Origin of the sequence: Pseudomonas sp. AN-B15 (assembly GCF_019056475.1) — a bacterium.
Taxonomy (GTDB): domain Bacteria; phylum Pseudomonadota; class Gammaproteobacteria; order Pseudomonadales; family Pseudomonadaceae; genus Aquipseudomonas; species Aquipseudomonas parakoreensis.
This window is the reverse complement of sequence record NZ_CP049737.1, coordinates 802,231-821,835: the sequence shown is the minus strand read 5'-3', so window position 1 is coordinate 821,835 and position 19,605 is coordinate 802,231. Positions and strand designations below refer to the sequence as shown.

The window sequence follows — 19,605 nt, the reverse complement described above, 5'->3', positions numbered from 1 at the left end:
AAAAACTTCCTTGGAAAAGTACAAAGCCAGGGCAGAACCTTAGCATTGTCGGCAGGCTGTGACAGCCGGAAGGGCATACCGCGCGCTGTAGGAACTTTCCTGCGGGCAAAACAAAACCCCAACTGCTTTCGCAATTGGGGTTTTGGAATTTAATCTTGACGATGACCTACTCTCACATGGGGAAACCCCACACTACCATCGGCGATGCATCGTTTCACTTCTGAGTTCGGGATGGGATCAGGTGGTTCCAACGCTCTATGGTCGTCAAGAAATTCGGGTACTGACTCGTGACCAACTGGCCTCGCTTCAGCAAATCGGGTATGTGATACAGGTGTTTTGTGAGCAGCGCGAACTTTCGGTTCATTGCGTCTTCACACACCCAATCTGGTCTCTTTCGAGCATTCAGATTGCTTGGGTGTTATATGGTCAAGCCTCACGGGCAATTAGTATTGGTTAGCTCAACGCCTCACAGCGCTTACACACCCAACCTATCAACGTCGTAGTCTTCGACGGCCCTTCAGGGAACTCAAGGTTCCAGTGAGATCTCATCTTGAGGCAAGTTTCCCGCTTAGATGCTTTCAGCGGTTATCTTTCCCGAACATAGCTACCCGGCAATGCCACTGGCGTGACAACCGGAACACCAGAGGTTCGTCCACTCCGGTCCTCTCGTACTAGGAGCAGCCCCTCTCAAATCTCAAACGTCCACGGCAGATAGGGACCGAACTGTCTCACGACGTTCTAAACCCAGCTCGCGTACCACTTTAAATGGCGAACAGCCATACCCTTGGGACCGGCTTCAGCCCCAGGATGTGATGAGCCGACATCGAGGTGCCAAACACCGCCGTCGATATGAACTCTTGGGCGGTATCAGCCTGTTATCCCCGGAGTACCTTTTATCCGTTGAGCGATGGCCCTTCCATACAGAACCACCGGATCACTAAGACCTACTTTCGTACCTGCTCGACGTGTCTGTCTCGCAGTCAAGCGCGCTTTTGCCTTTATACTCTACGACCGATTTCCGACCGGTCTGAGCGCACCTTCGTACTCCTCCGTTACTCTTTAGGAGGAGACCGCCCCAGTCAAACTACCCACCATACACTGTCCTCGATCCGGATAACGGACCTGAGTTAGAACCTCAAAGTTGCCAGGGTGGTATTTCAAGGATGGCTCCACGCGAACTGGCGTCCACGCTTCAAAGCCTCCCACCTATCCTACACAAGCAAATTCAAAGTCCAGTGCAAAGCTATAGTAAAGGTTCACGGGGTCTTTCCGTCTAGCCGCGGATACACTGCATCTTCACAGCGATTTCAATTTCACTGAGTCTCGGGTGGAGACAGCGCCGCCATCGTTACGCCATTCGTGCAGGTCGGAACTTACCCGACAAGGAATTTCGCTACCTTAGGACCGTTATAGTTACGGCCGCCGTTTACCGGGGCTTCGATCAAGAGCTTCGCGTTAGCTAACCCCATCAATTAACCTTCCGGCACCGGGCAGGCGTCACACCCTATACGTCCACTTTCGTGTTTGCAGAGTGCTGTGTTTTTAATAAACAGTCGCAGCGGCCTGGTATCTTCGACCGGCATGAGCTTACGGAGCAAGTCCTTCACCCTCACCGGCGCACCTTCTCCCGAAGTTACGGTGCCATTTTGCCTAGTTCCTTCACCCGAGTTCTCTCAAGCGCCTTGGTATTCTCTACCCAACCACCTGTGTCGGTTTGGGGTACGGTTCCTGGTTATCTGAAGCTTAGAAGCTTTTCTTGGAAGCATGGCATCAACCACTTCGTCACCTGAAAGGTAACTCGTCATCAGCTCTCGGCCTTAAGATCCCGGATTTACCTAAGATCTCAGCCTACCACCTTAAACTTGGACAACCAACGCCAAGCTGGCCTAGCCTTCTCCGTCCCTCCATCGCAATAACCAGAAGTACAGGAATATTAACCTGTTTTCCATCGACTACGCTTTTCAGCCTCGCCTTAGGGACCGACTAACCCTGCGTCGATTAACGTTGCGCAGGAAACCTTGGTCTTTCGGCGTGGGTGTTTTTCACACCCATTGTCGTTACTCATGTCAGCATTCGCACTTCTGATACCTCCAGCAAGCTTCTCAACTCACCTTCACAGGCTTACAGAACGCTCCTCTACCGCATCACTTGCGTGATACCCGTAGCTTCGGTGTATGGTTTGAGCCCCGTTACATCTTCCGCGCAGGCCGACTCGACTAGTGAGCTATTACGCTTTCTTTAAAGGGTGGCTGCTTCTAAGCCAACCTCCTAGCTGTCTAAGCCTTCCCACATCGTTTCCCACTTAACCATAACTTTGGGACCTTAGCTGACGGTCTGGGTTGTTTCCCTTTTCACGACGGACGTTAGCACCCGCCGTGTGTCTCCCATGCTCGGCACTTGTAGGTATTCGGAGTTTGCATCGGTTTGGTAAGTCGGGATGACCCCCTAGCCGAAACAGTGCTCTACCCCCTACAGTGATACATGAGGCGCTACCTAAATAGCTTTCGAGGAGAACCAGCTATCTCCGAGCTTGATTAGCCTTTCACTCCGATCCACAGGTCATCCGCTAACTTTTCAACGGTAGTCGGTTCGGTCCTCCAGTCAGTGTTACCTAACCTTCAACCTGCCCATGGATAGATCGCCCGGTTTCGGGTCTATTCCCAGCGACTAGACGCCCTATTAAGACTCGCTTTCGCTACGCCTCCCCTATTCGGTTAAGCTCGCCACTGAAAATAAGTCGCTGACCCATTATACAAAAGGTACGCAGTCACAGAACAAAGTCTGCTCCCACTGCTTGTACGCATACGGTTTCAGGATCTATTTCACTCCCCTCTCCGGGGTTCTTTTCGCCTTTCCCTCACGGTACTAGTTCACTATCGGTCAGTCAGTAGTATTTAGCCTTGGAGGATGGTCCCCCCATATTCAGACAAAGTTTCTCGTGCTCCGTCCTACTCGATTTCATGACTAAGAGACTTTCGCGTACAGGGCTATCACCCACTATGGCCGCACTTTCCAGAGCGTTCCGCTAATCTCAAAGCCACTTAAGGGCTAGTCCCCGTTCGCTCGCCACTACTAAGGGAATCTCGGTTGATTTCTTTTCCTCAGGGTACTTAGATGTTTCAGTTCCCCTGGTTCGCCTCTTGCACCTATGTATTCAGTACAAGATAACCATCTTGTGATGGCTGGGTTCCCCCATTCAGACATCTCCGGATCAAAGTCTGTTTGCCGACTCCCCGAAGCTTTTCGCAGGCTACCACGTCTTTCATCGCCTCTGACTGCCAAGGCATCCACCGTATGCGCTTCTTCACTTGACCATATAACCCCAAGCAATCTGGTTATACTGTGAAGACGACATTCGCCGAAAATTCGCAAAACTCTTAAGAGTCACTCACAAATTTTACCTTAGCCTGATCCGTTACCAGTGAAAGTAACGTTCAGTCTATCTTTCTATCACATACCCAAATTTTTAAAGAACGATCTAATCAAAGACTAGAAATCAATATTCACGCCGGAATATTCATTTCTAAGCTCTAACAAGTAGAAGCAGTTAATGGTGGAGCCAAGCGGGATCGAACCGCTGACCTCCTGCGTGCAAGGCAGGCGCTCTCCCAGCTGAGCTATGGCCCCATACAAAATTGGTGGGTCTGGGCAGATTCGAACTGCCGACCTCACCCTTATCAGGGGTGCGCTCTAACCAACTGAGCTACAGACCCAATTTCGAGCGCGTAACTGATTAGCTCAGAGCTATCAGCTTGGAGCTTAAAGCTGCTTCTATCGTCTTCTTCAATGAATCAAGCAATTCGTGTGGGAACTTATGGAGCAGCTGATGTCGTCGATTAAGGAGGTGATCCAGCCGCAGGTTCCCCTACGGCTACCTTGTTACGACTTCACCCCAGTCATGAATCACACCGTGGTAACCGTCCTCCCGAAGGTTAGACTAGCTACTTCTGGTGCAACCCACTCCCATGGTGTGACGGGCGGTGTGTACAAGGCCCGGGAACGTATTCACCGCGACATTCTGATTCGCGATTACTAGCGATTCCGACTTCACGCAGTCGAGTTGCAGACTGCGATCCGGACTACGATCGGTTTTGTGGGATTAGCTCCACCTCGCGGCTTGGCAACCCTCTGTACCGACCATTGTAGCACGTGTGTAGCCCAGGCCGTAAGGGCCATGATGACTTGACGTCATCCCCACCTTCCTCCGGTTTGTCACCGGCAGTCTCCTTAGAGTGCCCACCATAACGTGCTGGTAACTAAGGACAAGGGTTGCGCTCGTTACGGGACTTAACCCAACATCTCACGACACGAGCTGACGACAGCCATGCAGCACCTGTCTCAATGTTCCCGAAGGCACCAATCCATCTCTGGAAAGTTCATTGGATGTCAAGGCCTGGTAAGGTTCTTCGCGTTGCTTCGAATTAAACCACATGCTCCACCGCTTGTGCGGGCCCCCGTCAATTCATTTGAGTTTTAACCTTGCGGCCGTACTCCCCAGGCGGTCAACTTAATGCGTTAGCTGCGCCACTAAGAGCTCAAGGCTCCCAACGGCTAGTTGACATCGTTTACGGCGTGGACTACCAGGGTATCTAATCCTGTTTGCTCCCCACGCTTTCGCACCTCAGTGTCAGTATCAGTCCAGGTGGTCGCCTTCGCCACTGGTGTTCCTTCCTATATCTACGCATTTCACCGCTACACAGGAAATTCCACCACCCTCTACCATACTCTAGCTTGCCAGTTTTGGATGCAGTTCCCAGGTTGAGCCCGGGGATTTCACATCCAACTTAACAAACCACCTACGCGCGCTTTACGCCCAGTAATTCCGATTAACGCTTGCACCCTCTGTATTACCGCGGCTGCTGGCACAGAGTTAGCCGGTGCTTATTCTGTCGGTAACGTCAAAATTGCAGAGTATTAATCTACAACCCTTCCTCCCAACTTAAAGTGCTTTACAATCCGAAGACCTTCTTCACACACGCGGCATGGCTGGATCAGGCTTTCGCCCATTGTCCAATATTCCCCACTGCTGCCTCCCGTAGGAGTCTGGACCGTGTCTCAGTTCCAGTGTGACTGATCATCCTCTCAGACCAGTTACGGATCGTCGCCTTGGTGAGCCATTACCTCACCAACTAGCTAATCCGACCTAGGCTCATCTGATAGCGCAAGGCCCGAAGGTCCCCTGCTTTCTCCCGTAGGACGTATGCGGTATTAGCGTTCCTTTCGAAACGTTGTCCCCCACTACCAGGCAGATTCCTAGGCATTACTCACCCGTCCGCCGCTGAATCCAGGAGCAAGCTCCTCTCATCCGCTCGACTTGCATGTGTTAGGCCTGCCGCCAGCGTTCAATCTGAGCCATGATCAAACTCTTCAGTTCAAACATCTTTGGGTTTTTAAGAAACCCTAAACTTGGCTCAGCAATCGTTGGTTACATCTTTGATTTCTCGCGGAGTAACTTGTGATGCTGATAATCTTGTTGACTACCAGTCTGACTCCACAAGCACCCACACGAATTGCTTGATTCAGTTGTTAAAGAGCGGTTGGTTAAGATCTTTCGTCTCAACCGAGGCGCGCATTCTACAGCAGCCTCATTTGCTGTCAAGTGATTATTTTCAGAAGTTTTCGAAGAATTCTTCAACAACTTCAACCACTTGCGCTTCCGATCTCTCGTTAGCGGGAGGCGAATTCTACAGCGTTACACGCTGCTGTCAACACCTCTTTTTCACCGCTTTCGACCGAGAAGACCGAACCGTCAAAAGAGCCAAACATCACCGCTCCTTCAACTCCTTCCAGGCTTCGATGAACTGAAGCGATCTGCCGTCGAAAACTGCGTAACTCGTTGAATCTCAAGGAGTTTTCCGTTTCGACTGCGCCGGAAGTGGGGCGAATTATAGACCTCCAGAATCTGCCGTCAACCGCTTTTTTCATATTTCTGTCATATCGGTCAAAAACACCCGAAAACACGAAGGCCGACCTCAAGGGTCGGCCTTCGTCATTCCCTTCTACTTACAAGCTAGGGAAAGCGAATTGCGAAGCTTCATGGCTCGCACGCTGCGGCCAGCGCTGAGTGATGGCCTTGCGACGGGTATAGAAGCGCACACCGTCCGGGCCATAAGCATGAAGGTCGCCGAACAGCGAACGCTTCCAGCCACCGAAGCTGTGGTAAGCCACCGGTACCGGCAGTGGTACGTTGACGCCGACCATGCCGACTTCAATCTCGTCACAGAACAGACGCGCCGCTTCACCGTCACGGGTGAAGATGCAGGTGCCATTACCGTATTCGTGATCGTTGATCAGCTTCATCGCCTCTTCCAGGCTGTTCACGCGAACCACGCACAACACGGGTCCGAAGATCTCTTCCTTATAGATGCGCATTTCAGGGGTGACGTTGTCGAACAGGCAGCCGCCGAGGAAGAAGCCCTCTTCGTTACCTGGAATGCTCAAGCCGCGACCGTCGACCACCAGGGTCGCGCCCGCTGCTACGCCGTCATCGACATAGCCGCTGACCTTGTCCCGCGCCTGACCGGTCACCAGTGGCCCCATGTCCAGCCCACACGAAGTGCCGGCACCGATTTTCAGCGCCTTGATCTGTGGAACCAGTTTTGCCACCAGCGCATCCGCCACCTGATCGCCGACACACACCGCGACCGAAATCGCCATGCAGCGCTCACCGCACGAACCGTAAGCCGCGCCCATCAATGCGCTGACTGCGTTGTCCAGATCCGCGTCCGGCATCAATACCGCGTGGTTCTTCGCCCCGCCCAGCGCCTGAACACGCTTGCCGCGCTTGGTACCTTCGGCGTAGATGTATTCGGCAATCGGCGTCGAGCCGACAAAGCTCAGCGCTTTGACTTCCGGTGCTTCGATCAGCGCGTCCACCGCAGTCTTGTCGCCATGCACCACACTCAGCACGCCTTTCGGCAAACCGGCTTCCAGCAGCAGTTGGGCGATCAGCAGCGTCGAGCTCGGGTCACGCTCGGAGGGTTTGAGGATGAAGCAGTTGCCGCAGACGATCGCCAGCGGGTACATCCACAGCGGCACCATCGCCGGAAAGTTGAACGGCGTGATACCGGCAACCACACCCAGCGGCTGGAAGTCCGACCAGGCGTCAATGTTCGGGCCGACGTTGCGGCTGTACTCGCCCTTGAGGATTTCCGGGGCGGCGCAGGCGAACTCGACGTTCTCGATACCGCGCTTGAGTTCACCGGCGGCGTCCTCGAGGGTCTTGCCGTGTTCTTCGCTGATCAATTGCGAGATGCGCGCTTCGTTCTGCTCCAGCAGTTGCTTGAAGCGGAACATCACCTGGGCACGTTTGGCCGGCGGGGTGTTGCGCCATGCCGGGAACGCAGCCTTGGCGGCGTCGATCGCGTGTTGAATGGTTTCGCGGGTGGCCAATGGCAGCTTGTGGATCGCCTGACCGGTGGACGGGTTGAACACATCAACCGCGCGACCGTTCTCGGTCACCAGTTCGCCATTGATCAAATGCGGGATAACGCTCATCGAAAACTCCTGAATTCTTGTGTACAGACGCCCGAATGGGGCGCCTGTTATTCGCAGGTATATATAGAGGGAAAATCAGTCGAGCTTGTTCAGCACTTCGCCAACCGCGTCGAACAGACGATCAAGGTCTTGCGGCTTGCTGTTGAAGGTTGGGCCGAACTGCAGGGTGTCGCCGCCGAAGCGTACGTAGAACCCGGCTTTCCACAGGGCCATACCGGCTTCGAACGGACGCACGATGGCGTCGCCGTCACGAGCCGCGATCTGGATCGCACCGGCCAGGCCGTAGTTACGGATATCGATGACGTTCTTCGAACCTTTCAGGCCGTGCAGGGCATTTTCGAAATGTGGCGCGACTTCGGCCACGCTCTGCACGAGGTTTTCCTTTTGCAGCAGGTCGAGTGCCGCCAGGCCAGCGGCGCATGCCACCGGGTGCGCCGAGTAGGTGTAGCCGTGGGGGAATTCCACGGCGTATTCCGGAGTCGGCTGATTCATGAAGGTCTGGTAGATCTCGGAGCTGGCAATCACTGCGCCCATCGGAATCGCGCCGTTGGTGACTTGCTTGGCGATGCACATCAGGTCCGGGGTCACGCCAAAGCTCTCGGCACCGAACATCGAACCGGTACGGCCGAAACCGGTGATCACTTCGTCGAACACCAGCAGGATGTTGTGCTGATCGCAGATCTCGCGCAGACGCTTCAGGTAACCCTGCGGTGGAACCAGTACGCCAGCGGAACCGGCCATTGGCTCAACGAAGACCGCCGCGATGTTCGAAGCGTCGTGCAGTTCGATCAACTTCAGCAGCTCATCGGCCAGAGCGATACCGCCCTGCTCCGGCATGCCACGGGAAAATGCGTTGCTGGCCAGCAGCGTGTGCGGCAGGTGATCTACATCCATCATCGCCTGACCGAACAGTTTGCGGTTGCCGTTGACGCCGCCGAGGCTGGTGCCGGCGATGTTCACGCCGTGATAACCGCGGGCACGGCCGATCATTTTGGTCTTGGTCGACTGACCTTTCAGACGCCAGTAGGCACGGACCATTTTCACCGCGGTGTCGGCACACTCGGAGCCGGAGTCGGTGAAGAACACGTGGTTCAGGTTGCCCGGGGTCAGATCAGTGATTTTTTCCGCCAGTTGGAATGACAGCGGATGGCCGTACTGGAAGCCCGGCGAGTAATCGAGGGTGCCCAGTTGCTTGGCGACCGCTTCCTGGATTTCCTTGCGGGTATGCCCGGCGCCGCAGGTCCACAGACCGGACAGCGAATCGTAGATCTTGCGGCCCTTGTCATCGAACAGCCAGCTGCCTTCGGCACCCACGATCAGACGCGGATCGCGCTGGAAGTTGCGGTTGGCGGTGTACGGCATCCAGTGCGCGTCCAGCTTCAGTTGGCTGGCCAGTGGCGACGGCGCGTTTTCAGGCATGTTCATCGGGCAAAACCTCGCAGGGCATAAGCATCAGGGAGATAAAAAAGCGTTGTTGCAGCTAAGTTGCCACGCGGATAAAGTCGATGAAATCCAACTTTTCTAACCTTCAGTTAGAAACCTGCTAAACAATGAGAACAACAGCATGAGCAGTCGTCGCCCCGATCCGCTGGCCCAGGTCAGTGATTTTGATATTCGCCTGCTGCGGATTTTCCGCAGCGTAGTGGAGTGCGGCGGCTTCTCGGCAGCGGAAACCGTGCTCGGCATCGGGCGCTCGGCGATCAGCCAGCAAATGAGCGATCTGGAACAGCGTCTCGGCCTGCGTCTGTGCCAACGTGGCCGCGCCGGATTCTCGTTGACCGAAGAGGGCCGCGAGGTTTATCAATCGGCGCTGCAACTATTAAGTGCGCTGGAAAGTTTCCGCACCGAGGTCAATGGATTGCACCAGCACCTGCGCGGCGAACTGATCATCGGCCTGACCGACAACCTCGTCACCCTGCCCCACATGCGCATCACCCATGCCCTCGCTCAATTGAAGGAGCGCGGGCCGGACGTGCAGATCCAGATCCGCATGATCGCCCCCAACGAAGTCGAACAAGGCGTGCTCGACGGCCGCCTGCATGTCGGCGTGGTGCCGCAGGCCAGTGCGCTGTCGGGGCTGGAGTATCAACCGTTGTACAGCGAGCGCTCGCTGCTTTACTGCGCGGTGGGTCATCCGCTGTTTTATGTCGATGACAAGCAACTGGATGACGAACGCCTGAACAGTCAGGACGCGATTGCGCCAACGTTCCGTTTGCCGGCGGAGATTCAGGCGCATTACCAGGCGCTCAATTGCACCGCCAGCGCTTCCGACCGTGAGGGCATGGCGTTTCTGATTCTGACCGGGCGTTATATCGGTTATCTGCCGGATCACTACGCCAGTCTGTGGGTGCAGCAAGGGCGCTTGCGGGCGCTGAAATCGACGACGCGTTTTTATGATTTGAGTCTCGCATCGGTCACGCGCAAGGGGCGGCGCCCTCATTTGGTGCTGGAGAGCTTTCTGGAGAGCCTGGCGGCGACGCGTTGAAAATGTAAATCCAGAATCTACCGCTCCGGCCTGGAACAGCAAGATCAAAGGATCGCAGCCTTCGGCAGCTCCTACATTGGAAGGTGTACACGCAGAAAGCTGAGCAAGTGGACAGGTTTTTGCAGTGAAGGGTGAACTCGATCCCTGAACAAGAAGCCAAATCCATGCAGCCAGATACCGAATCGTCCAGCGACCTGATCTACGGCCTCGATGACCGCCCAAAACCACCGGCAGCTATCCTCGCCGCCCTGCAACACGTGCTCGCCAGTTTCGTCGGCATCATCACCCCGCCGCTGGTGATCGGCTCGGCTCTCGGCTTGACCGCGCACTTGCCGTATCTCATCAGTATGGCGTTGATGGTTTCCGGGGTCGGCACCTTTATTCAAGCGCGGCGGCCGTTCGGCATCGGCGCCGGGATGATCTGTTTGCAGGGCACCAGTTTCGCCTTCCTCGGCGCAGTGCTGTCGGCCGGTTTTCTGGTCAAGCAGCGCGGTGGTAGTCCGGAGGACATTCTGGCGATGATTTTCGGCGTGTGCTTTTTCGGCGCCGTGGTGCAGATCGTCCTCAGCCGTTTCATCGGTCAGTTGCGCCGGGTTGTCACGCCGCTGGTGACCGGGATCGTCATTACTCTGATCGGCATCAGCCTGATCAAGGTCGGCATCACCGATCTGGGCGGTGGTTTCAATGCTCCGGACTTCGGTGCACCGGGCAATCTCGCGCTGGGGGTGTTCGTGTTGCTGACGATCATCCTGCTCAACCGCTCGAACACGCCGTGGGTGCGGCTGTCGGCAATCATTATCGGACTGCTGCTCGGCAGTCTGGCCGCGTGGTTCAGCGGGAAACTGGTCTCGCAGGCATTGCCTGACTCGCCGCTGGTCAGCCTTCCTACGCCATTCAAGTTCGGATTCAGCTTCGACTGGACGGCGTTCCTGCCGGTCGCGCTGATTTATCTGATCAGCACCATCGAAACCGTCGGTGACCTCACGGCCAATTGCATGCTCGCCCGTCAGCCGATCAGCGGCCCTTCTTATATAAGCCGTTTGCGCGGCGGCGTACTCGGCGACGGCGTGAGCTGCATGATCGCCGCCACCTTCAGCGCCTTCCCCAACACTACGTTCGCGCAGAACAACGGCGTGATTCAGTTGACCGGCGTGGCCAGCCGCTATGTCGGGCTGTACATCGGCGCGATTCTGTTTTGTCTCGGCCTGTTCCCCATGATCGGCGCGGTGCTGCAGCAGATCCCGAAACCGGTGCTCGGTGGCGCCACCCTGGTGATGTTCGGCAGCGTCGCCGCAGCCGGGGTGCGGATTCTCGCGCAATCGCCGCTGGACCGCCGCAGCATGCTGATCATCGCCACCTCGCTCGGCGTCGGCCTGGGCATTGCCGCGCAACCAAACCTGCTGCACCTGTTGCCGAAACTGGTGCAGAACCTGTTCGACTCGGCAATTACCAGCGGTGGCCTGACCGCGATCATCCTCTGCCTGTTGCTGCCGGAGGCGAAAACCTCGACCGTCGAATCCGGCGCATCGTTGAACAAGATCGAACAGGCGTAACGGTTTTATTGCATCAGGACTTGTCGGATGCCTGTGGGTGCGTTATCAACGCAACTGGTTGCACCCACAGACAAACCGGAAGTGCCTATGACCTTTGAAGTCCCAGCCCATGGCGGCAAACCCGCCAGCCGCATTCGTCAGAAGAACGAAGAGACCATCCTCAAAGCCGCCGAAGACGAGTTCGCCCGTCACGGGTACAAAGGCACCAGCATGAACACCATTGCGCAGAATGCCGGGCTGCCCAAGGCAAACCTGCATTACTACTTCACCAACAAGCTTGGGTTGTACGTGGCGGTGCTGAGCAACATCATCGAGCTGTGGGACAGCACCTTCAATACCCTGACCGCCGATGACGATCCAGCCGAAGCGCTGACCCGCTATATTCGCGCCAAGATGGAATTCTCCCGCCGTCAGCCGCAGGCCTCGCGCATCTTTGCGATGGAAGTGATCAGCGGCGGCGAGTGCCTGACCGAGTATTTCAACCAGGATTACCGCGCCTGGTTTCAGGGGCGCGCGGCCGTATTTCAGGCGTGGATCGATGCGGGCAAAATGGACCCGGTGGATCCGGTGCACCTGATTTTCCTGCTGTGGGGCAGCACCCAGCATTACGCCGACTTCGCCACGCAGATCTGTCGCGTCAGCGGTCGCAGCAAGTTGACCAAGCAGGACATGGAAGACGCCGGCAACAACCTGATCCGCATCATTCTCAAAGGCTGCGGCCTCACCCCGACTGTTTAAGACGTTTATGCCTTTCACCCTCAGCGGTTTTTGCGAGGACCGCGAAGAGATTCGCAAGAGCCGCTTCATCACCTTCGCCGCGCCGATCGCCAGCCCCGCTGACGCGCAGGCGTTCTTCGAACAACACAGCGACCTGAATGCCTCGCATAACTGCTGGGCGTGGAAACTCGGTGCGCAATACCGCAGCAACGACGATGGCGAACCCGGCGGCACTGCCGGACGGCCGATTCTGGCAGCCATTGAGGCGCAGGATTGCGATCAGGTCGCAGTGCTGGTGATCCGCTGGTATGGCGGCATTCAACTGGGCACTGGCGGTTTGGCCCGGGCCTATGGCGGCGGCGCGAACAAGTGCCTGCAAGCGGCGGCGAAAGTCGAGTTGATCAGCCGTGTGCCGCTCAGTTGTGCCTGCGGCTTTGCCGAGCTGGCGCTGATGAAGCTGCGGGTGGCGGACCTGGGTGGTTTGGTCGTGGAAGAAAACTTCACTGCCAATGGTGTTGAGTTGCAGTTGGCGGTGGGTGAGGCGCAGATCGAGTTGCTGCAAACGCAGTTGGCGGATTTGAGTCGTGGGCGGATTGTGCTGCAACGTTAGATGAGCAAAAGATCGCAGCCTTCGGCAGCTCCTACACAGGATTTAGCGCTTCCCTGTAGCAGCTGCCGAAGGCTGCGATCTTTTAGGGCAGCCCACAATCTGCTTATTCCACGGAGTTGCCCACATCCGCTGTGCACCCGACTGTGGATAACCTGAGTACATTCCGCTGTAACCCTTCTGTCACGTGGCTTTGCGCGATTTGCTCATTTTTCGTCCACTGCACCTGAAAAAAGACTAATCCCGCGTAAAAACAAATAGTTAGCGCTGTTTATCACCAATGGAAGATAGCACCGCTGCGCTTATGCCAAGGATTCCCAATTGCACACAAATACTGTGGAGCAACCTGTGGATAACCCGTTCATGGCTGGCGCAGTCGCAGGGTCTGCATAGGCCCCACGCATTTGCTCGTTTTTTGATCAGTTGCCTACGGGCAAAACTGGAGCCTGATCAACGGCTTTGCTCTCAAATGGTGCCGTACCTCCCGAACATTTGCCCTTCGACGCTCTACAGCAACCGTTGCCGTACGAGGGCCGCCAAGGTTCCTGACTCAATGGCCAGGAAATTGCTTTATCCACAGGCACAACTCCAAGCCAGTCGAGCCTGTCATGCCAAGCCCAGATTCAACGCCGCGCCTGCAACTGCGCCAGATCAGCAAACGCTACCCCGGTTGTCTGGCCAATGACGCCATCGACCTGAGCATCGCGCCCGGAGAAATCCACGCCCTGCTCGGTGAGAACGGCGCGGGCAAAAGCACGCTGATGAAGATCATCTACGGCGTGACCCAGGCCGATGCCGGCGAAATGCTCTGGCAAGGTCAGCGGGTGAATATTCGCAATCCGGCGCAGGCCCGGCAGTTGGGGATCGGCATGGTGTTCCAGCATTTCTCGCTGTTCGAAACCCTCAGCGTCGCGCAGAACATTGCCTTGGCAATGGGCGCCACGGCCGGCACGCCGAAACAACTGGAGCCGACAATTGCCGACGTATCGCGCCGCTACGGCATGGCGCTGGAGCCGGAGCGACTTGTCCACAGCCTGTCTATCGGCGAGCGGCAACGGGTGGAGATCATTCGTTGCCTGATGCAGGACATTCGCTTGCTGATTCTCGACGAGCCGACGTCGGTGCTGACACCGCAAGAGGCCGACGAATTGTTCATCACCCTGCGCCGTCTCGCCGCCGAGGGCTGCAGCATCCTGTTTATCAGTCACAAACTCGCGGAAGTGCGCGCGCTGTGTCATAGCGCCACGGTTTTGCGTGGCGGGCGGGTCGCCGGGCATTGCGTGCCGGCCGAATGCTCGGATCAGCAGTTGGCGCAGATGATGGTCGGCGAAGCGGCGGCACTGATCGGCGAATATCCGAAGGTCAGCGGTGGCGCGGCGTACTTGCAGGTCAACGGCTTGAGCTGGCACAACCCCGATCCGTTCGGCTGCTCGTTGAGCGACATCAGCCTGCAAGTACGCAGCGGCGAAATCGTCGGTATCGCCGGGGTCGCGGGCAATGGCCAGGATGAATTGCTGGCGCTGCTCAGCGGCGAGCAAACCCTGCCCCGCGACAGCGCGACATCGATTTGTTTTGCCGGGCAAGCGGTCGCCACTTTGCGCCCGGATGCGCGGCGCCAACTCGGACTGGCGTTCGTCCCGGCAGAACGCCTGGGCCATGGCGCGGTGCCGGAATTGAGCCTGGCCGACAACGCCTTGCTCACGGCTTTTCAACAAGGGCTGGTCAGCAACGGTTTGATCAAGCGCGGCAAAGTCGAAACCCTCGCCCAACAGATCATTCAGCGCTTCGGGGTGAAAACGCCCGATAGCCAGAGCGCCGCGCGCAGTCTCTCCGGCGGCAATCTGCAGAAATTCATTCTTGGCCGGGAAATCCTCCAGCAACCGAAACTGCTGATCGCCGCGCACCCGACCTGGGGCGTGGACGTGGGCGCCGCCGCGACCATTCACCGCGCGCTGATTGCCCTGCGCGATGCCGGCGCGGCGATTCTGGTGATTTCCGAAGACCTCGACGAACTGTTCCAGATCAGCGACCGCCTCGGCGCCCTGTGCGCGGGGCGTCTGTCACCGCTGCGAAACACCACCGACAGCCTGCTGAGTGACGTCGGCGGCTGGATGGCCGGGCAATTCAACGACGCGCCTTCATCGGCCACGCTTTGACGGAGTTTCCCCCTATGTTGCTTTCCCTCGAACCCCGTGGCCAGCAATCGCGCCTGATGCTGTGGTGCTCGCCGTTGCTGGCGGCGCTGCTGACATTGGGTTGCGGCTCGCTGCTGTTCATTGCCCTCGGCCATGACCCGCTGCAAACCCTGCACACGCTGTTGATCGCGCCGATCAGCGACCTGTATGGCGTCTCCGAACTGTTGGTCAAGGCGCTGCCGATCCTGCTTTGCGCACTCGGTCTGGCCGTGGCGTATCAAGCACGGATCTGGAACATCGGCGCTGAAGGTCAGTTGCTGTTCGGCGCGCTCGCCGGCAGTGCGTTGGCGGTGAACATCATCGATATGCAAAGCCAATGGGCACTGGTGCTGATCCTGCTCACCGGCACTTTCGCCGGTGCCGCCTGGGCCGGCCTGACGGCGTGGTTGCGCACGCGTTTCAACGCCAACGAAATCCTCACCAGCATCATGCTCAACTACATCGCACTGAACCTGTTGCTGTTCTGCGTGCACGGGCCGCTGAAGGATCCGGCCGGCTACAACTTTCCCGAGTCGGCGATGTTCGGCGACGCCAGTCGCCTGCCGCTTCTGATGGAGGATGGTCGGGTGCATGCCGGGGTGTATTTCGCTTTGCTTGCGCTGGTCGCGGTGTGGGTGTTGTTGCAGAAAAGCTTCGTCGGTTTTCAGATCAAAGTGCTCGGTCTGGATAAACGTGCGGCGGGGTTTGTCGGCTTTCGCGAGAAACGCCTGATCTGGCTCGCGCTGTTGATCAGCGGCGGTTTGGCCGGGCTGGCCGGGGTCTGCGAAGTGACCGGGCCGATTGGGCAATTGGTGCCGCAAGTCTCGCCGGGTTACGGCTATGCAGCGATTACCGTGGCGTTTCTCGGGCGGTTGAACCCGATCGGGATTCTGTTCTCCAGCCTGCTGATGGCGCTGCTGTACATCGGCGGCGAAAGCGCGCAAATGACCCTCAACCTGCCGCAAGCGATCAGCCAGTTGTTCCAGGGAATGATGCTGTTTTTCCTGCTGGCCTGCGACGTGCTGATTCTCTATCGGCCACGCCTGAAACTGCGCTGGGCACGGCGCACCTCGACCACCGCCGTAACCGCCGGAGCGCTGTGATGGATATCGATCTGCTGAGCAATATTTTCTACGCCATGGTGCGCTGCGGCACGCCACTGTTGTTGGTGGCGCTGGGTGAGCTGATCTGCGAAAAGAGCGGCGTGCTCAACCTCGGCCAGGAAGGGATGATGCTGTTTGGCGCGGTGATCGGTTTTATCGTCGCCCTCAACAGCGGCAACCTGTGGCTCGGCGTGTTGTTGGCGATGCTTGCGGGGATGCTGCTGTCGTCGCTGTTTGCCTTGGTGGCGCTGGTGTTCAATGCCAATCAGGTGGCGACCGGGCTGGCGCTGACGATCTTCGGCGTGGGCCTGTCGACCTTCGTTGGCGCAGCATGGGTCGGCAAGCCACTGGCTGGATTCGAACCGTTGGCGATTCCGTACTTGAGTGAGATTCCGCTGATCGGCCGCATGCTGTTTGCCCAGGATCTGCTGGTGTATCTGTCGTTCGCGCTGTTTGCGCTGGTGGCGTGGGTGATCATCAAAAGCCGTGTCGGCTTGATCATTCAGGCAGTCGGCGAGAACCCGGACGCGGCCAGTGCGATGGGCCTGCCGGTACTGACCGTGCGCACTCTGGCGGTGCTGTTTGGCGGGGCGATGGCCGGTCTGGCCGGAGCCTATCTGTCCCTGGCTTACACGCCGATGTGGGCCGAGAACATGACCGCCGGACGCGGCTGGATTGCCCTGGCGCTGGTGGTGTTTGCCAGTTGGCGCGTGTGGCGGCTGTTGCTCGGGGCTTACCTGTTCGGACTCGCCAGCATCCTGCACCTGGTGGCGCAGGGCTTGGGGCTGGCGATTCCGTCGAGTCTGCTGGCGATGCTGCCGTATGTGGCGACGATTGTGGTGTTGGTGCTGTTGTCGCGCGATGCGGTGCGGACTCGGTTGTATGCGCCGGTGTCGTTGGGGCAACCGTGGCAGGCCGGGCATTAGGGTGGTGATGTCACTGGCCTCATCGCTGGCATGCCAGCTCCCACATTGGCGGTGTTGTCTAGATGATGTGCGAGCACCGCTGAGCGGCCTGCGAATTTGAGAAGCAAGCATGCTAAAGCCTGGAGTATGCTCCGGGGTCAACAGCTCTTTTGAGAGCCGGTTCGATGTGCTGCGACGAGCGTTGCAACAACGACTCGGTCAGGCGTGTCCATTGAATCCGTGAACCGTAACTTTCAAGGAATTCCGTCATGTCCCAGGCAAAACACGCACTGATCATCGGCGCCTCCCGCGGCTTGGGCCTCGGGCTGGTGAAAACCCTGCTGGCCGACGGCTGGCAAGTGACCGCCACCGTGCGCAATCCGCAAAAGGCCGAGGCGCTGCAAGCGCTGGGCAAGGTGCGGATCGAGAAACTCGACATGGACGATCAGCAAGCAGTGATCGCCCTGAGCCAACAGCTCAAGGGCGAGACTTTCGACCTGCTGTTCGTCAACGCCGGGGTCAAAGGCCCGGAAGTGCAAACCCCGGGCGGCGCGCCCCTGGCTGAAGTCGGCCAGTTGTTCTTCACCAACGCCGTGGCGCCGATCAACCTCGCGCAACGCTTCGTCGGGCAAATCCGCGATGGCAGCGGCGTGCTGGCGTTCATGAGTTCCGGTCTGGGCAGCGTGACCGTACCGGACGCGCCGGAGCTGGCGCTGTACAAGGCCAGCAAGGCTGCGCTGAACTCCATGACCAACAGTTTTGTCACCCAGTTGGGCGAGCAGAAACTCACCGTGCTGTCGCTGCATCCGGGCTGGGTAAAGACGGACATGGGCGGTGAAGGTGCTGACCTGGATGTCGAGACCAGCACCCGTGGGCTGATTGATCAGGTGAATGCGTATACCGGCAAGGGTGGGCATTACTTCATCAACTACAAGGGCGAAACCATTCCCTGGTAAGCACTGAAAACCACCTGTAGGGGCTGCCGCAGGCTGCGATCTTTTGATTGTAAAAAACAAGATCAAAAGATCGCAGCCTGCGGCAGCTCCTACAGAGGGTGATGTGTTGGCTTGTCGGGTTGGGCTTGCCCGCTGTCGCGATTTGTTTGAAACTGCGCAGCTCGTCCATCGCGGCGACCCTGGATCAGCAGACAGGGCAACACTGAGCTGGCAACCCTGAACCCCACTTTCAGAGGAGCCGGCCACAATGCCTGCGACCCGTACCTGGTTAAAAAATCCCCTCGCCATATTCACAGCCAACGCGCTCGATGCCCGTGGCGGTCTGGTGCTGCAAGACGGCGTGATCGTCGAAGTGCTGGCAGCCGGTCAGCAACCGTCCGCGCCGTGCACTGAAGTGTTCGATGCCCGCGAGCATGTGATCCTGCCGGGCCTGATCAACACCCATCACCACTTCTATCAAACCCTGACTCGCGCCTGGGCGCCGGTGGTCAATCAGCCATTGTTCCCGTGGTTGAAAACCCTGTATCCGGTGTGGGCGCGGCTGACCCCGGAAAAACTCGCCCTCGCGACGAAAGTGGCTTTGGCTGAATTGCTGCTGTCGGGTTGCACCACCGCCGCCGACCACCATTACCTGTTCCCGGACGGTCTGGAAAACGCCATCGACGTGCAAGTCGACACCGTGCGTGAACTGGGCATGCGCGCCATGCTCACGCGCGGTTCGATGAGCCTCGGCGAGAAGGACGGCGGCCTGCCACCGCAGCAGACCGTGCAGGAAGGTCAGGTGATTCTCGACGACAGTCAGCGCCTGATTCACGAGTACCACGAGCGCGGCGACGGTGCGCAAATCCAGATCGCTCTGGCGCCTTGCTCGCCGTTTTCGGTGACCCCGGAAATCATGTCGGCCAGCGCCGAACTGGCGGACAAACTCGATGTGCGCCTGCACACCCATCTGGCCGAAACCCTCGACGAAGAGGATTTCTGCCTGCAGCGTTTCGGCCTGCGCACCGTGGATTATCTGGACAGCGTCGGCTGGCTCGGCCCGCGCACCTGGCTGGCCCACGGCATCCACTTCAACCCGGACGAAATCGCTCGCCTCGGTCAGGCCGGCACCGGTATCTGCCATTGCCCGAGTTCGAACATGCGCCTGGCTTCCGGCATCTGCCCGAGCATCGATCTGACCGATGCCGGCGCGCTGTTCGGTCTGGGTGTGGACGGTTCGGCCTCCAACGATGCGTCGAACATGATCCTCGAAGCGCGGCAGGCGTTGTACATCCAGCGTCTGCGTTACGGCGCCGAGAAGATCACCCCGGAACGCGTGCTCGGCTGGGCAACCAAAGGCTCGGCGAGCCTGTTGGGGCGTACCGACATTGGTGAACTGGCGGTGGGCAAGCAGGCGGACCTGGCGTTGTTCAAGCTCGATGAGCTGCGTTTCTCGGGGAGCCATGATCCGATTTCGGCGCTGTTGCTGTGCGGTGCCGATCGTGCCGATCGGGTGATGATTGGTGGCCAGTGGCGGGTGATTGATGGCCAGGTTGAAGGACTGGATCTGAAAGGCCTGATCGCCGATCACAGCCAGGCGGCTCGGCAGTTGATCGCCGGGACCTGATC

Annotated in this window: 11 protein-coding genes, 2 tRNA genes and 3 rRNA genes; 9 read left to right on the top strand and 7 right to left on the bottom strand. The window is 57.9% G+C overall.

Annotated features, from left to right (window positions below; genetic code table 11):
- Positions 1–153: 153 nt before the first annotated feature.
- From rrf to GTQ41_RS03545, 7 genes are all read right to left on the bottom strand, one after another.
- A 5S ribosomal RNA gene (rrf, locus tag GTQ41_RS03575) occupies positions 154–269 on the bottom strand.
- A gap of 153 nt (positions 270–422) precedes the next feature.
- Positions 423–3,314, bottom strand: a 23S ribosomal RNA gene (locus tag GTQ41_RS03570).
- Between the two features lie 237 nt (positions 3,315–3,551).
- Positions 3,552–3,627, bottom strand: a tRNA-Ala gene (locus GTQ41_RS03565).
- A gap of 9 nt (positions 3,628–3,636) precedes the next feature.
- Positions 3,637–3,713: transfer RNA gene (locus tag GTQ41_RS03560), tRNA-Ile, on the bottom strand.
- Between the two features lie 124 nt (positions 3,714–3,837).
- Positions 3,838–5,374 (bottom strand): 16S ribosomal RNA (locus GTQ41_RS03555).
- The 16S, 23S and 5S rRNA genes sit together here with 2 tRNA genes alongside, the layout of an rRNA operon.
- Before the next feature lie 629 nt (positions 5,375–6,003).
- Positions 6,004–7,497: a CoA-acylating methylmalonate-semialdehyde dehydrogenase gene (locus GTQ41_RS03550; protein ID WP_041067919.1), complete on the bottom strand. Its 1,494-nt coding sequence runs from the start codon at positions 7,495–7,497 to the stop codon at positions 6,004–6,006.
- 75 nt (positions 7,498–7,572) lie between these two features.
- Positions 7,573–8,922, bottom strand: a complete 1,350-nt coding sequence (locus GTQ41_RS03545; RefSeq protein WP_041067922.1) for an aspartate aminotransferase family protein — start codon at positions 8,920–8,922, stop codon at positions 7,573–7,575.
- Positions 8,923–9,061: 139 nt separating this feature from the next.
- On the opposite strand from GTQ41_RS03545, the gene GTQ41_RS03540 reads away from it, so the two are divergent.
- From GTQ41_RS03540 to GTQ41_RS03500, 9 genes are all read left to right on the top strand, one after another.
- A complete protein-coding gene (locus GTQ41_RS03540) occupies positions 9,062–9,982 on the top strand; it encodes a LysR family transcriptional regulator (RefSeq protein WP_007968115.1) in 921 nt (306 codons plus the stop codon).
- Positions 9,983–10,146: 164 nt separating this feature from the next.
- Positions 10,147–11,535, top strand: coding sequence for a uracil-xanthine permease family protein (locus GTQ41_RS03535; RefSeq protein ID WP_047291100.1), 1,389 nt, complete (start codon positions 10,147–10,149; stop codon positions 11,533–11,535).
- Positions 11,536–11,622: 87 nt separating this feature from the next.
- Positions 11,623–12,273 carry a TetR/AcrR family transcriptional regulator gene (locus tag GTQ41_RS03530; RefSeq protein WP_047291099.1) on the top strand — a complete coding sequence of 217 codons (651 nt, stop codon included), beginning with the start codon at positions 11,623–11,625 and terminating at the stop codon, positions 12,271–12,273.
- A 7-nt stretch (positions 12,274–12,280) separates the two neighbouring features.
- Positions 12,281–12,862 (top strand): YigZ family protein, encoded by a 582-nt coding sequence (locus tag GTQ41_RS03525; RefSeq protein WP_047291098.1) that lies wholly within the window; start codon positions 12,281–12,283, stop codon positions 12,860–12,862.
- Between the two features lie 605 nt (positions 12,863–13,467).
- Positions 13,468–15,015 (top strand): ABC transporter ATP-binding protein, encoded by a 1,548-nt coding sequence (locus GTQ41_RS03520; RefSeq protein ID WP_047291097.1) that lies wholly within the window; start codon positions 13,468–13,470, stop codon positions 15,013–15,015.
- A 14-nt stretch (positions 15,016–15,029) separates the two neighbouring features.
- The gene (locus GTQ41_RS03515; protein WP_047291096.1) at positions 15,030–16,136 is read left to right on the top strand and encodes an ABC transporter permease; all 1,107 of its coding nucleotides are present in this window, start codon (positions 15,030–15,032) and stop codon (positions 16,134–16,136) included.
- Positions 16,136–17,062 (top strand): ABC transporter permease, encoded by a 927-nt coding sequence (locus GTQ41_RS03510; RefSeq protein ID WP_003221385.1) that lies wholly within the window; start codon positions 16,136–16,138, stop codon positions 17,060–17,062. The genes GTQ41_RS03515 and GTQ41_RS03510 overlap by 1 nt, the downstream gene beginning before the upstream one ends.
- A gap of 248 nt (positions 17,063–17,310) precedes the next feature.
- Positions 17,311–17,997, top strand: a complete 687-nt coding sequence (locus GTQ41_RS03505; protein WP_047291095.1) for an SDR family oxidoreductase — start codon at positions 17,311–17,313, stop codon at positions 17,995–17,997.
- 247 nt (positions 17,998–18,244) lie between these two features.
- On the top strand, positions 18,245–19,603 hold the full coding sequence (locus GTQ41_RS03500; RefSeq protein ID WP_047291094.1) for an 8-oxoguanine deaminase: 1,359 nt from the start codon (positions 18,245–18,247) through the stop codon (positions 19,601–19,603).
- The last annotated feature ends 2 nt before the right edge of the window (positions 19,604–19,605 follow it).